The following is a 14,045-nucleotide window of genomic DNA, read 5'->3' as shown; positions in this document are numbered from 1 at the left end:
TCAATGACCTGAGCGCGGGTTCAATTCCCGCATGAGATCGATAACTGTCTCAAACAAGTGATTCCGAGTTTCCAGTCTCACCCCGGCACGCGTTATGTAGCGGACTACGACATCAACACCTGATCCCGCCGGCCGCAGGTTGACAGAGGGCATAGCACTGAACTGCGGGGATCCCTCTTCGTGCGTTACTCTCTTCCACTCCTCCTGAGCCATCTTGGCATCGGCCTCTGTAGCCTGCACCGATGCTTCATATATCTTCTCGATGAGCGGATGAACACTCGTCTCAGACGGAATATTGATATTGATCTCGTCCCACATCCACTGTCCCACGGTGGAGAAGTTGAAATACTTTCCACGGATCGCATAACCATTGAGGAACGAAACTTTTCTGCCCGTAGGATGGCCATTCGCTGTCCAGTTGCCAGTCTCAAGCAGCCATGTTCGGAACAACCCGAGTTGCACCACTTCACCGCCCACACCATCGATCTCCACCCAGTCGTGAACCCTGATTCCGTTCGGTCCCATCAGTACAAACCAGCCGCAGAACGCCAGGATGAAGTCCTGGAAGACCAAAGTCAATCCTGCCGTGGCCAGGCCTAGAATCGTCGGCATCTGACGTGGAACGCCGAATATAACCAGCAGCACCAGCAATAGGCCGACGAGTTGTGTACTCAGATTCAACACAGTCTTCAGTGTCTGCTTCTGTCTGCGCTCGTGGAACATTCGTTCCAGGGCCACTTGCACGAACCAGCCAGCCAGTATCGTCAGCACACAGATAGCTGCAATGACTGCCAGCGATTGCAACATGAGATGAATGACAATCTTGTTCTGTATCTCTACCTGCTTCCCCCATCGCTCGTATAAGGCTACGAGCTGCTGCTGTGCTCCAAGACGGTCGTTCAGGATGTTTTGAATATTCTGCTGGGCAGCCAACCGTTGCAACTGCTCTACGCGTTCAGAGCTTGGCATCAATGCCGCTGTCGCAGAAACATTGGCAGCAATCTGAGATGCCTCCGCCTTCATTCTTGCCTGATCATCGGTTAGGGCTGCTACGTCGGCCAGGGCCAGTTGCTTAGCCTGCGAAATCAACTGGCTTCGCTTGCGGTGGGACCACCACGCAAAGGCCTGTTGCGCAAGTGTCTTGTACTGCTCTGCAGAACTGACTGCGGTCTGCCCTTCGTCCTTCGAAGCGCTATCGTAGTACTTCTTTACCGCGGCTTGGCGCGCCGCTAATTCCTGTTGAAGCTTGACTCGTGGGTCGCCGCTTTCACGCGAAAGATCTTCGATAGAATCCGCCAATTCATTCTGATCGAGACCAAGCTGAGCCTTTGCAACTTCAAGATCGGTATCCTTGGACTCTGTGGAACCTGATTTCGCCCCCGAACTTCCAGTGAGCGCAGCAATTCTAGCTTGGTCGCCTTTTACAGTTGCCTGGAGTTCAGTAACGCGTTGCTGCAGCGCGAGTGCCCTACCGTTGAGCTGCGGCTTCACTAGGCTTGCCTGCCTTAGAGACTGCGAGAACGCCTGATCCACCTCGTGATCTGCAAGCCTCTCAGCCTCGCGAGCCAACTCCCGCTCTTCCGCGGACTGTGCCATGCCTGCCAGCGTCGCCGCGGTCTGCCATGGTCGCTGGTCGACAATCCCGTGCGAGACATACTCCCCAGTCCAGTTCCCCTTTTTGGCTTGCAGGAAAGGAAGATATTCCATCACACCACGAGTCATAAAAGAGCCCGCCAACGTGAGGCCAAGTACAACTAGCAAAATCGCAATCGCCAGCTTACGGGCTCGAGTCATGTGCATACTTTCACATAGTCCCTTCGCTTGTTTGCCGAATCAATCCTATTTTTGCTCAATCGAATGACTCTAACCGCCCCTCAAAGAGAGGTCATCGTAAAGAACGTGCTCTATGAGCCTTCTATCGGTCATTGAAGATGCTTGATTGGATATTCCAGGTTGACTCCGCATGTCCTCTGCCGTCCCAATCAGGTCTCAGATCGAAGCGGCCTTAGCCCACAGGATACTCTTTACCCTCGCTCCGGCTCCGCCTGAGGCCGGAGTGCTCGGGACGGCACCTACCGCCCATACCTTACCTGTCTGGGACATGCCCGCAAGAAATGACAATGCGAGAGAGATGTTTCTAATTGTTTCCATCCTGCATCCGCTGCTGCTGAGCGGAAGCATATGCCGTTAGCGAGCTGAGTTACCGAGAGTACGTGATACTCAACAAAGGCCAAAGGCGCAGGTAGCCGCTGGTTGGCGGACCTGCGCCTTGTTGTGGATCAGCCAGAACAGACGAATCGGCTGCGGAGTTACTTGCCGTTGTTGACTTTGTCTCCTGGAATCGCGCCGGGCTGGAATAGATCAGAGAGATCGGGCGCGTTTGCGGCGTCAAGGAGTAGCGGCGTGAGGTGGAATATCTCCTCCATGGTCCTCAGGTCGGAGGAGTGCGTCAGGTTGACGGTGCTGGCGTAGGGAACGCCATGGTCGTTCTGCCGCGCGTGCTTGGAGATGATGATCTCGGGAACGGTATGGCTGAAATCATCCGGCTTATCCCCGGTCATACCGTCCTCTTCGGACTCATCCCACCAGAGGATGATGACACCATTCTCCTGGTAGGCCTTTGACGCCATGATGGCCGGCACGACCTGAGCAAGGAAGTCATCGCCCTGGCGAATCTTGGCCGCGTCACCAGTAAGGCCCTTGTAGCCATCGCTGAGCGTGGTGTGCATGTCGTTGTACTGGTTCGGAGTGATCCAGTTGTACTCGGCTACGGTATTGTTCGCGAGATCAGTGAAAAGTTGCTGCAAAGGCGCGTACTGCGGGGCGAGCGGATTCGAGGCAGTCGCATTATTGCCGCCGTTTGTATCAGCGAAGAACACCATTGGATTGTGTTTGGCTGCGTAGTTGTATTGGTTGGAGCCGTTGAACTGGTTGACTCCGCTTGAGAATCTTCCGGATAAGCTGCTGAGTGGAACGGTGTACTGATCAGTGGACAGCGGAACGTTCGTCAGCTTGCCATTCGCATCCTTTGCGAGATCGGTGTCTTCCTGGTAGGACCTCCAGGTATGACCAGCGTTTGCGAGCAGCGTCACGAGATGATGCTTCGTGTTTTGAACGGTTGGGCCGTTGGTCGCGTAGGGGTCGTTATCGTTAAGCACGCCCAGGTTGCTGCCGGCCTCCGCCCAGATGTAGTTAGGCTCCGAGGGATGGATGTCCGGGTTGTCACCGCTGGGTGTAGCGAGCACGTTGTGATAGGCGTTGGCGTATGCAACCTGCTCGCTGATGTGCTGGGTCACGTCATTAACCTCCGCCCAGGCGGTTCCATCGACGAGGCTGTTGATAAACGGGGCGTTGGGATTCATATAGATCTGCTGTATGCCGCCGGAGAACTTGTTCGCGGGCTGCGTCCAGTTGTGATTCTCCATCGCAATGACGAAGACGGTCTTGATCTGCTGGGCGTGCGCGTTAAAAGTACACGCAACCGCAAGCGTGCAGATGCCCAAGAGGTTTGAATACCGGGTCTGATGCATTGCCTTCTCCAAAAGTGATTTGTGATTCTATGCAATGGTTCCTATCGGAACGGCGGCAGCATCGCTCCTGCGATAGGCTCCTCAGTTATCGAACAAATCAAGGTGAAATGGACCATCTGTCATTTGGTCCTAGGGCTACCGGGACGACGTCACAGTACGGCTCTCTTTTGACCGCTAACCTGCGAGATCGCCGCGGTGATGGTCATCATCCACCTTCGGCACATTTCTAACCGGCTCATCAACAGCAGTTCTGCAAGACTTCGCGGTCACTCATGGTTTGGCCCCTTCACTCCTGTGACCCCTCGTACAGGCATTTTGCCGTTTGGATCTACGAGCCGATATATCCCGCCTTGCGTTCGCCCACAGGCAAGGAGCAGTGTCATCCGCAACCCCGAACTAATGAGGAGAACGATATTGGGAACCGTTGAAGAGAATTTGACGATCTGGTAAAAGCTCGCGTAATCCCACCTGACGCAACATCAGCACTTGTCTTCATCCATAGCGACAGTCTCCTCGCGCCCGGTTCCAGTGAAGATCATCTTCGCGGCCTTGACCTGGAGCATTTTTCCTGCAGGTGTCGGGCAGGGCTTGTGCATCTATGGGCGTTTTCCGCAATGAAAACGCCCATAGATACGGAAACCCTACTCTACACCGACAGGGAAAATGCTCTAATCCTTCGCAGTTGATGAAAAGTGATAGGTAACTCCTACTCGGACTGCGAGCTCGTCCATGCCGGGGTTGCTTGCAGCCATATAACCGTTAGAGACATGGAAAAATTCGAAGGGTTCCAAACGGAAGTCATATCTCTTATTCACCGCATATAAGAGGCCGGCGGCTGCCTGGATGTTGAAGTTGTACTTGCTTGCGGCAGGCGAGAGCGCCTTTTGATTGAAAACAACGCCCCCTAGTTTTCCTACGGCGAAAGGCCTGATTCTGCTGTTCTCGAATAACAGGAATCGAAATCCAACAGGCAGGATAGAGATGCCAGGGACCGATTTCTGGTCGGCGGTCATAGCATACCCCCAAAAATCAGCCCTTGCTGGCTGACTTAGGATAAAGACAGGAATCACCTCGGCGGCGTAGTCTACACGCATTCTGAACATGTGGCCCATAGGGCGCTCGTATTCAATGCCTGCCGTCCATGCGGAGCATTGCAGAGTAGCGCTGAAGAGCCGATAGCTCCCGTCTGGAATCATCAGAGTGACAGAAAGTTCACTCCCTTGAACCCGGTGGACCTTGCCTGGAGGTCGGGGAGGGGGCGAGATTCCAATAGAGAGATCATTGGTCATTTGGACGGACTGGCCGATGAGTGGAGCCGTAAACAGAAGGACCGTAAAAAGGGCGATCCTACAGCGAAACAAAGAGATGAGCGGCATAGCCTCAACCCCATAGATATGGATTAAGATGCAGGCTTGTATTAATTGGAGGTTTTCTCCCATCCGCGCGGATTGGATTGCTTGAGAGCCGTCATCAGATCCCAGACTACTGAGACGACTCATCATGACCTTCAGTCTTGCAATACTCCCAAAGCATTCTTCAGGCAGATGCGGATGCGGCTTCTCTTTCCGAAGCCTGGCAACCTCTCCTCATCGATCATCTTGTATGTTCTAAGCTTCTCTTTGCAGCCGATTCCCAGTCATGATTATCTTCATGCCGGCATCTTCAATCCCCGACCGAGCGCGGCTAGAGCCTTTTTCCTGTAGGTGTAGTGCAGGACTAGTTCATCTATGGGCGTTTTCCGCAATGAAAACGCCACTGCACGTTTCCCCCGGGATACCCGGCAACAGGAAAAATGCTCTAGATCGATGTGGGTTCCGACTTGCGTAAACGATTCTGCGTGATCCACAACCCGAACGCCGGCACCCGAGGCCGTTTGTTGTTTCGAAATACCGTTCGGGAACTGCAGCGGGCTGGCTGCCACATATCTATCGTCGATACGACACAACATGAACGTGGTGAGCGTATCGCCAAAGACGCAGCACTAAGCGGGCAGTTCGATGCAATCGTCGCTGCGGGTGGAGACGGAACATTGCATGATGTGCTTCGCGGCATCGCCGGCTCGAACATTCCGCTGGGTTTGATTCCCTCTGGGACCGCCAACATCTTCAGTCGGGAGATAGATCTACCAACCACGCCTGTTGCCCTTGCGGAAGTGCTGATGCGTGGGCCCACCTTCAAGGTTCCCGTCAGTGTTTGCAATGGGCACCCGTTCGCGTTCGTCGTTGGTGTGGGCTTTGACGCTGCAGCCGTCCAAATCTTCGAAAAATATCAAGCACGCCGCTTCGGAACATTCGGAATCATAGCGACTGCCCTGGCCACGCTATGGATACATAACGAAAAACCTATTTCAATTCGAACTCCTCAAGAGGAGTGGGTCGCTCACTGGGTCATCGTCACACGAATCCAGCGTTTCGCGGGTGGCCTGAAGTTGACGCCACATGCAGACATTAAACAGCCAACATTCCATGTTGTCAGTTTTCAGCAAAGGGGAAGACTCAGACTTGCCCTTCAATTGGCCAGAATGCTGTTTGCCATTCACGGTCAGAGCCGCAACCTTCGGATCAGCGTGTGTCAAGAGGTCATTCTTGAAGGAAGCGGATCACTTCCAGTTCAGATCGACGGCGAACTCATTGGGAAGTTGCCTTTGCAGTTAAAATTTCTGACACTTCAGGTTCCGATTATTACCGGCTAATGCCTCTAACTATCAAGAAACCATCTTGACGACAGACTGTCTGCTATCCGACTTAAGCCCGACGTAAGGTCCATGCGCATCTAACGTCATTGACAAGAGGTTACCGATGAATCGGCCTCTCCAACTCGTCGCGATCTTCTTTGTGATAATGACGTTTCTCGTGCCGCAGTTAGAGCGCTTCGATGGTTGGGATTGTGTCGGGCTTACCGGTAGCGCAGAATTCTCAGCCTTCCTCATCGTCTTATTTATCTTCCCGCAGACGGCAAGGAGGGGCTCAGTTGTGAGAACGGTTACTAACCGGCGCTCGCTCTCCTTCGTAATATGTATTTTGATTTGTACCGCAACATCGGTTGTCGCACAGAACGATTCCTCCACGCCACAGAAGAGCACCGCTCCAGCCGACCAGAACAAGCCCGAAAAAAAGGAAACACCACAACCGCAGACAAATCCGGCGACTCAAGCCAACCTGCCGAACGCACCCTCTTCACTCATCACCGCCAAACCGCATGGTCAGGGCAAGATTCCGCTTGAGGACATCCCTCATCCACCAGTCACGCTCAAGCAGATTCCGCTGAATGTGGTGGGCGATACGTATCGTATTTTTACCTCTCCCATCTATATCCGCCCAGGGGATTTCAGATGGATACTCCCGGTTGCAGCTGCGACCGGGGTTTCTCTTACGCAGGATAGTCGCGTTGCCCGCGATATTGTCAGCCACGATCCTGGCTTCAACAACGCTGCTGATAATGTCTCCTATGTTTTGGAGTATGGCTATGTCGGTGGGTCGGCCGCAATGTACGGGATCGGAATCGCTACTCATAACGATCACCTTCGAGAAACAGGCCTGCTCTCCGGCGAAGCGGAAGGGGATGCTCAGATTTTTCAGCAAATCGTCAAACTGGCGTCTTTTCGTGAACGTCCTAGTAATGTTGATAACTATGCCGGCAACTTCTACCAACTCTCTTCGGGGACGAACTCCTCTTTCATCTCTGGCCACTCCATGACGGCATGGTCCGCCGCCGCGGTGATCGCTGCTGAATATCCGTCACGGTGGAAGCAAGTCGCAATCTATTCCGGAGCGACAGCCACCTCTCTTACACGTGTACTTGCCGAAAAACACTTCCCCACGGATGTACTCCTTGGCTCCATTGCCGGGTGGATGATCGGACACTATGTCGTACGTGCCCATCATCACTTTCCGATTTATCGACATCATGATAGCCAGCCGCCTCTTTAGCCAATCAGATAACAGTCACCTCGGCTGAGGGTCAGCTTCCTGACGAGGCTGCTTCGCATTGCCGGGTCCGCCCACCGCCTGTAATGCAGGGATTCGTTCACTCATCTCAGGCAGAGCGGGAAAAGGCGCGTGAGGCTCAGCTTGATACCAGTACGCAACGGAATAGAAGTTGTCGGAACGAGCATTGGCATGGCCATGTTCAATGCTCGCCTTCATCGACTTGCTAAAAGGAATTGGCGAATCAAGATGGAAACGATAGACACTTGATCGAGATCCAGCGAGCTCTGGGCCCACCACCGGGGAGCCGTGTAGCAGAAAACTCTGAGGCGCGCCGAAATCCCACGCTCCCAGGAAGTAGTCTTCTGATCCCGTTCCTACAACCGTCGGTACGGCGCCGTCGTCGACTTCAAACCGGTCGTTCCCTTCCCCCCACCATCCATCCTGGTTTTGCAGCACAGACATGGTTACACCAATAAATTGCCCATGCCCCTTGGCTTCGAACCATACGTAGTTATCTTTGCCATCGAGGTTGCGGCGGTAGTTCACACGTGGATCACCGTTGTCGTACCAGTCGGAGACCCAGCCATGATTCGGCTGCGCTTGCCGATATTGCGCGTGAAAATACAACGTACCGGCAGGTAGAGGTTTTAATTCCTGCCGATAATCAATATTCCAATACAAGTTGCTGACCGACTGCTTGCCTTCATTGGTTACGGTGATACGAGCATGCTTGGCATACGGCATTGGAAAGTAGCTATTGAGAGAGCGATCCGTTCCAACAGACAAAACCGGCGACGACCAGAAATAGTACTGGCCATTGCCCAAACCGAAAAAGTCTCCAATTGGCGTCTCAACACTCGGCGTGCTCTCTCCGTCCCAGTACATGCGCAAAACAGCACGCTTCAGGTGATAGCTCTCCGGAGCATTCAGGGTGAACCAGATGTGTGAAATTCTGCCGGGGCCGTCGACATCAAGAATCGTCAGAGTTTCCCCAGGGGTGATTGTCCGGAAATCCGCATTCGCTCCGGTAGCTTCACGGCTCGAAGACCGGTGCATAGTGTAAGTCTGCTGCACCGTGGGGTCGGGAAAGCCCTCCAGACCTTGGCCGTGGACAAAACAGGACGACATAACCAGGAACAGTACAAACACGATTGTGGACTTCATGCCTCAGCAAACCCTCCGACACATCACATTTGCGACATTTCTTAACGACGTGGAGGATATCACTTCCTCAAGATCCGGTCTGCGGAGGTGCCGCACGATAGGCGAGTGGCGCATGACCAGTCCAATGCTTGAAAGCACGATGAAAAGCACTGGGCTCTGAAAAACCGAGTAGAAACGCGATTTCACCAATAGCCAAACGGCCTTCCAATAAATGGCGCACGGCCATTTCACGTCGCACATCAGTGAGGATCTGGCGAAAGCTCGTCCCTTCCTCATCCAACCGCCTGCGTAACGTTCTCGATGTCATATGCATGCGGGGTGCGATACGTTCGAGATTCGGCTGATGTTTACCCAGTTCGCCGGCGAGATGACGACGAACCGCATCTGTTATCGCCTCTGCTTTTGGCAGTCTTTCGATGATAGCTACAACATGAGCTTCCAGGATTGCCTGGAGAGCGGGATCGGCTTTTAGGAGAGGGGTTGCGAGAAGTTCTCGCGCAAAAACCAATTCACTTCTCTCGCATCCGAATTTCAGGCTACAACCGAACAACCGCTTGTGTTCAGACGTGTCAGCCGGCGCTGTGTGAGGGAACCGCACCTCGAGGGGAGTCCAATTTAAACCGGTAGCCTGACGTGTGCCCAGCAGCCAACTTGCCACGACATATTCCGAAACTGCGCTTGGCGGTCCCCCAGGGAGAGGCAGGAAATGATTGAGAATCGCACGGTCGCCGTTGACAGAGAGTCTCGTCTCCGCGATGTCATGCAGAAAGCGATGATAGCGACAAAGCCGTTGCAGCCCTTCTCCCAGGGTTTCGCAAGTTCGCACAGCATAGTCCAGTGCTCCATACACACCAGGCCGAATACCTCCGGCAACATGAAGCCCCAGATTCGGATCATTCGTCAGCCGTCCTGCAGCCAGCCACAATGAGACCGCTACATTATGAGGCAAACGCGCTTCAGGATCGCGAACGATCGAGGGATCGACATTGTTGGATCGCAGAAAGTCGGAACTGTCATAGCCTTTGCCAGAAATGTAGGCGAGAACAGGCTGAACAGTTCGGATGGAAAGTGAAATCTTGCCTATCGACGCCGTCATTCGAGTGTGGCCATTTCGGTCAATACTTTGGTCCGGCCGCGTCATTCACTGCTCATAGAGAGTGCCTCTATCGTAGCAATCGAAGCACAAAAAGGATCAAAAGAAGGTTTTGACAAAGATGTTCTATCGATTGCTCTTCTGCTGCACGCTGCTTTTTTCGGGATCAGCTTTCGCCCATGCTCAATGGGAAGTTGAGGCCGATCCAATGGCTTATGCATTAAAAGGATTCTCCGCTCACGTGGCCCGCCCTTCTTCTGCGGGCAGGTTTCGCCTCCAACTTGGAACATATGGTGCTGAGCTTCCACAGTGGACTTACGGAAACAGCGCTTTTACCGTCAACTCCCGCGGAGGAACGATCAAGTTCGACTACTTCCCTTTGCGGCCTCTGGATGGATTGTTCTTCGGCGTCGACAGCAATTATTCCCAGGTCCGTTATGAATTGAACCAGACGCACGAACGCCGTTACAACAACATTACCGGCCTGGGCCCGCGTGTCGGTTACCGGTTCAATGTTGGTGAGCACTTCTATGTGAGCCCCTGGATTTCGTTGGACTATCAGTTTGGTGCGAAGGACGTCTCCGTCGCGGGAGAAACCGTTCGCGGAAATAAGCTCAGTGTGTTCCCGACTGTACATCTGGGATGGCGATTCTAAAGCAACCAGTTGCTTGTCTTCCTGGACAAGTGGACATTCTAGTGCGTTTAGAGGGCGTCCTAAATTCTGACCAGGGCTAGATCACATACATGTCAACATAACTATGGACAGGCATCGCTTCCAGGAGCGACTGATCCACCGATGCCGCCAGAATCCGGTCTTGCTGCTTTGGCGGGAAACGCCGCGCGAGGTTCCTGCGGAACTTTGCCTCGAGCAGCGGAACACCTTCTTCGCGGCGAAGACGATGTCCGATTGGGAACTCCACCGTCTCCTGAAGAGTGCTTCCATCCGTCAACTCGACCGTTAAGGCGTTCGCGATGGAGCGCTTCTCGGGAGCATGGTAGTCCGCCGTAAACTGCGGCTCCTCCACCATCTCGATCTTCTCTCGCAAGGCATCGATACGAGGATCGTTGGCAACCTGATCTTCATAGTCCGAGGCAAGAAGGCGTCCAAAGAGGAGTGGCACCGCCACCATATATTGGATACAGTGATCGCGGTCCGCCGGATTTTTCAATGGCCCCTTCTTATCGATGATGCGAAGGCAGGCCTCGTGCGTGCGGATGGTGATCTTTCGAATTGCTGAAGCGTCTTTGCCGATCTCGCTCAGTTTTCCATGCAGCGTCATCGCTGCTTCTACGGCGGTCTGCGAATGGAATTCAGCCGGGAAGCTGATCTTGAAAAGGACGTTCTCCATTACGTATGAGCCATATGGGCGTTGGAAACGAAATGGTTGCCCTTTGAACGAGACATCGTAAAAACCCCAGGTCTTCGCCGTCAGCGCGCTTGGATATCCCATCTCGCCGGTAGATGCCATCAAGGCCAAACGTACAGCCCTGCTGGTTGCATCTCCGGCTGCCCAGCTCTTCCGTGAACCAGTATTAGGGAAGTGTCTGTATGTGCGAAGACTTTGCCCATCGACCCAGGCGAGTGAAACAGCAGCAAGGGCCTCGGCTCGCGACAGCCCCAACATGCAGCTAACCACGGCAGTCGAGGCAACCTTCACAAGGATCACATGATCGAGGCCGACTCGATTGAAGGAATTCTCGAGGGCAAGACACCCCTGGATCTCGTGTGCCTTGATCATCGCCGTCAAGACATCTCTCATCAATAAAGCTGGCTTGCCCTGAGCGATTGCCGTACGGGAGATCCAATCGGCAACTGCCAGGATGGCGCCGAGGTTGTCCGATGGATGTCCCCATTCAGCAGCCAGCCATGTGTCATTGAAGTCCAGCCATCGAATCATGGCTCCGATATTGAAGGCAGCCTGTACGGGGTCTAATTGAAACTGTGTTCCCGGAACCTTTGCGCCGAGCGGTACCACTGTCCCTGGAACGACAGGCCCAAGAAGTTTGGTGCAGGCGGGATATTCAAGTGCTTCCAGACCGCAACCAAGCGTATCCATAAGACACCACCGGGCCGTCGCATATGCGAGGTTACTTTCGATCACATAGTGGTACACGTAATCGACGATGTCCACGATTACCTGGTCGTACTCTTGCTGCGTGCTTAGAAATCCGCCGGACATATCTCTCTCAATCTTCAACTAGGTGTGTTGATTCTATTTTCGATCCGCAAGAGGAACGAATGGACGCGGTTCCGGGCCGGTGTAATTGGCAGACGGCCGAATGATCTTCCCATCTATACGTTGTTCGATCACATGTGCGCTCCAGCCCGAGGTGCGGGCGATCACGAACAGAGGCGTAAATAGAGACGTAGGGACCTGCATCATGTGGTAACTTACTGCGCTGAACCAGTCCAGATTCGGAAACATCTTCTTGGTCTCCCACATCACGCCCTCCAGACGCTCCGCGACCTCGAAGATCTTCATATCGTTGGCGTCCTTAGAGAGCCGACGCGCAACCTCTTTAATCACCTTGTTGCGCGGGTCGGACACCGTGTAAACGGGATGTCCAAAGCCGATGATGACCTCTTTGGCCTCAAGTCGCCGCCGGATGTCTTCTTCAGCCTGATCCGCCGATGAGTATCGCTTCTGGATATCCAGTGCGACCTCGTTCGCCCCGCCGTGTTTCGGGCCACGGAGAGCACCAATCGCGCCGGTAATGCACGAAAAGAGATCGGAACCAGTTCCTGCGATCACACGCGCTGTAAAGGTGGATGCATTGAACTCATGCTCGGCATAGAGAATCAGACTGGTATCCATTGCGCGAATCCACTCTGGGGACGCCGTCTTGCCGTGTAGCAGATGAAGAAAATGGGCTGCAATCGTCTCGTCGTCCGTCTCGACTTCGATCTTTCTTCCATGGATCCGAAAGTGATACCAATACAGGAGCATCGACCCGAGCGATGCCATCAAGCGATCGGCGATGTCTCGTGCTCCGGCGAGGTTGTGATCGTCCTTTTCCGGCAACGCACACCCAAGGGCTGATACACCACTCCGGAGGACATCCATCGGATGTGCCGCCGCCGGCAGTAACTCCAGCGCGGCCTTGACCTCTGAAGGCAACCCGCGTAGTGCCCAAAGCTTTCGTTTGTATGCGCTCAGTTCTGCGGCGTTTGGAAGAACACCATGCACCAGGAGATGCGCGATCTCTTCGAATTCGGCTGTATCCGCAAACTCGAGGATGTCGTAACCGCGGTAGTGCAGGTCATTGCCGGAGCGGCCGACGGTGCATAGTTCAGTGTTTCCGGCGGGGGTGCCAGAGAGTGCAACTGATTTCTTGGGCTTGAAAGCCGGATTTGAGCCAGGTACCGTTGCTTCGGACATACGTTGCTCCATGCATTTGAAATGCGGCTACCGTTTGGAAGCCGGATCCGTTTTCGATTTGGAAAACAGCTCATCCAACTTGTCTTCGTAAGCGTGATAACCGAGATATTGATAAAGGTCTGCGCGGCTTTGCATCAGCGGAACGACATTCTGCTGCGTCCCTTCCTTTCGGATAGTCTGATAAACCTTTAGAGCAGCTGCATTCATGGCACGGTAGGCCGCGCAGCAATAGAGAACCATGTCGACTTTCGCTTCACTGAGCTGTTCCAGCGTGAAGAGCGGAGTCTGTCCAAATTCGGTGATGTTTGCCAGAATCGGCACCCCAAGCTCTGCAAACTTCGGATAGGTCTCTAGATCGGTTACCGCCTCAGCAAAGATCATGTCTGCGCCGGCCGCGATATAGGCCGCACAGCGATCGAGAGCCGCGGAGAGCCCCTCGCTCGCCAGTGCATCGGTTCTTGCCATCAATACAAAATTCTCGTCGGTGCGGGCGTCGCACGCCGCTTTAATCCGGTCAACCATCTCTTCCCGGCTGACCAGCTCTTTGCCCGGCCGGTGTCCACATCGCTTCGCGCCTACCTGGTCTTCCATGTGAACCGCAGCAACTCCTACTTTGATCATCGAGCGGATGGTGCGCGCAATATTGAAGGCGCCACCCCACCCGGTGTCGATATCAACCAGCAGCGGAAGTGCGGAAGCATCCGTAATTCGACGAGCATCGATCAAGACATCTTCCATCGTGCTGATCCCCAGATCCGGAAGACCGAGAGAGTTTGCCGCGACTCCTCCGCCGGAAAGATACAACGCACGGAACCCGGCTGCCTCCGCCAGGCGGGCGGCATAGGCCGTAATAGCGCCTGCGATCTGCAGGGGTTTCTCTTCTCTTACGGCAGTCCTAAACTTCAGTCCCGGTGATTCCATCGCCTGATTCGCCACACTTTTCTCCGTC

At 54.0% G+C, this 14,045-nt stretch carries 11 protein-coding genes; 3 read left to right on the top strand and 8 right to left on the bottom strand.

Going from position 1 to position 14,045, the window contains the following annotated elements:
* The 3 genes from FTW19_RS07975 to FTW19_RS07965 all read right to left on the bottom strand — a co-directional run bounded on the left by FTW19_RS07975 (window position 1) and on the right by FTW19_RS07965 (window position 5,032).
* On the bottom strand, window positions 1–1,794 hold the full coding sequence (locus FTW19_RS07975) for a mechanosensitive ion channel domain-containing protein (protein WP_187143357.1): 1,794 nt from the start codon (window positions 1,792–1,794) through the stop codon (window positions 1–3).
* 515 nt (window positions 1,795–2,309) lie between these two features.
* Window positions 2,310–3,530 (bottom strand): alkaline phosphatase family protein, encoded by a 1,221-nt coding sequence (locus tag FTW19_RS07970; RefSeq protein WP_147647128.1) that lies wholly within the window; start codon window positions 3,528–3,530, stop codon window positions 2,310–2,312.
* Between the two features lie 668 nt (window positions 3,531–4,198).
* On the bottom strand, window positions 4,199–5,032 hold the full coding sequence (locus tag FTW19_RS07965) for an acyloxyacyl hydrolase (protein WP_147647127.1): 834 nt from the start codon (window positions 5,030–5,032) through the stop codon (window positions 4,199–4,201).
* A gap of 317 nt (window positions 5,033–5,349) precedes the next feature.
* Between FTW19_RS07965 and FTW19_RS07960 the strand changes: the two genes are divergently transcribed.
* Together FTW19_RS07960 and FTW19_RS07955 are read left to right on the top strand one after the other, a co-directional pair.
* A complete protein-coding gene (locus tag FTW19_RS07960; RefSeq protein ID WP_187143356.1) occupies window positions 5,350–6,222 on the top strand; it encodes a diacylglycerol/lipid kinase family protein in 873 nt (290 codons plus the stop codon).
* Window positions 6,223–6,328: 106 nt separating this feature from the next.
* Entirely contained in the window at window positions 6,329–7,459 is a 1,131-nt protein-coding gene (locus FTW19_RS07955) for a phosphatase PAP2 family protein (RefSeq protein WP_147647125.1), read from the top strand.
* Between the two features lie 15 nt (window positions 7,460–7,474).
* On the opposite strand, the gene FTW19_RS07950 is transcribed toward FTW19_RS07955, so the two are convergent.
* Entirely contained in the window at window positions 7,475–8,623 is a 1,149-nt protein-coding gene (locus FTW19_RS07950; RefSeq protein ID WP_147647124.1) for a glycoside hydrolase family 172 protein, read from the bottom strand.
* Between the two features lie 67 nt (window positions 8,624–8,690).
* Window positions 8,691–9,764: an AraC family transcriptional regulator gene (locus FTW19_RS07945; RefSeq protein ID WP_147647123.1), complete on the bottom strand. Its 1,074-nt coding sequence runs from the start codon at window positions 9,762–9,764 to the stop codon at window positions 8,691–8,693.
* Between the two features lie 193 nt (window positions 9,765–9,957).
* On the opposite strand from FTW19_RS07945, the gene FTW19_RS07940 reads away from it, so the two are divergent.
* Window positions 9,958–10,371, top strand: a complete 414-nt coding sequence (locus FTW19_RS07940; protein WP_187143355.1) for a hypothetical protein — start codon at window positions 9,958–9,960, stop codon at window positions 10,369–10,371.
* 76 nt (window positions 10,372–10,447) lie between these two features.
* Here FTW19_RS07940 and FTW19_RS07935 read toward each other — a convergent pair whose 3' ends face one another.
* Genes FTW19_RS07935 through prpB form a run of 3 tightly spaced genes read right to left on the bottom strand, consistent with a single transcriptional unit; the run spans window position 10,448 to window position 14,032 of the window.
* Window positions 10,448–11,896: a bifunctional 2-methylcitrate dehydratase/aconitate hydratase gene (locus FTW19_RS07935; RefSeq protein ID WP_147647121.1), complete on the bottom strand. Its 1,449-nt coding sequence runs from the start codon at window positions 11,894–11,896 to the stop codon at window positions 10,448–10,450.
* A gap of 33 nt (window positions 11,897–11,929) precedes the next feature.
* Window positions 11,930–13,096, bottom strand: a complete 1,167-nt coding sequence (gene prpC / locus FTW19_RS07930) for a bifunctional 2-methylcitrate synthase/citrate synthase (protein ID WP_147647120.1) — start codon at window positions 13,094–13,096, stop codon at window positions 11,930–11,932.
* A 27-nt stretch (window positions 13,097–13,123) separates the two neighbouring features.
* Entirely contained in the window at window positions 13,124–14,032 is a 909-nt protein-coding gene (gene prpB, locus FTW19_RS07925) for a methylisocitrate lyase (protein ID WP_246153636.1), read from the bottom strand.
* Window positions 14,033–14,045: the final 13 nt, after the last annotated feature.

Origin of the sequence: Terriglobus albidus (genome assembly GCF_008000815.1) — a bacterium.
In the GTDB taxonomy this organism is placed as follows: domain Bacteria; phylum Acidobacteriota; class Terriglobia; order Terriglobales; family Acidobacteriaceae; genus Terriglobus; species Terriglobus albidus_A.
This window is presented reverse-complemented; position numbering and strand designations above follow the sequence as displayed.

Excerpts from the sequence above, each read along its gene's own strand:
- FTW19_RS07950 (WP_147647124.1), bottom strand. The coding sequence starts at position 8,623 with ATGAAGTCCACAATCGTGTTTGTACTGTTCCTGGTTATGTCGTCCTGT.
- prpC (WP_147647120.1), bottom strand. The coding sequence starts at position 13,096 with ATGTCCGAAGCAACGGTACCTGGCTCAAATCCGGCTTTCAAGCCCAAG.
- FTW19_RS07975 (WP_187143357.1), bottom strand. The coding sequence starts at position 1,794 with ATGACTCGAGCCCGTAAGCTGGCGATTGCGATTTTGCTAGTTGTACTT.
- FTW19_RS07935 (WP_147647121.1), bottom strand. The coding sequence starts at position 11,896 with ATGTCCGGCGGATTTCTAAGCACGCAGCAAGAGTACGACCAGGTAATC.
- FTW19_RS07965 (WP_147647127.1), bottom strand. The coding sequence starts at position 5,032 with ATGATGAGTCGTCTCAGTAGTCTGGGATCTGATGACGGCTCTCAAGCA.
- FTW19_RS07970 (WP_147647128.1), bottom strand. The coding sequence starts at position 3,530 with ATGCATCAGACCCGGTATTCAAACCTCTTGGGCATCTGCACGCTTGCG.
- FTW19_RS07955 (WP_147647125.1), top strand. The coding sequence starts at position 6,329 with ATGAATCGGCCTCTCCAACTCGTCGCGATCTTCTTTGTGATAATGACG.
- FTW19_RS07945 (WP_147647123.1), bottom strand. The coding sequence starts at position 9,764 with ATGACGCGGCCGGACCAAAGTATTGACCGAAATGGCCACACTCGAATG.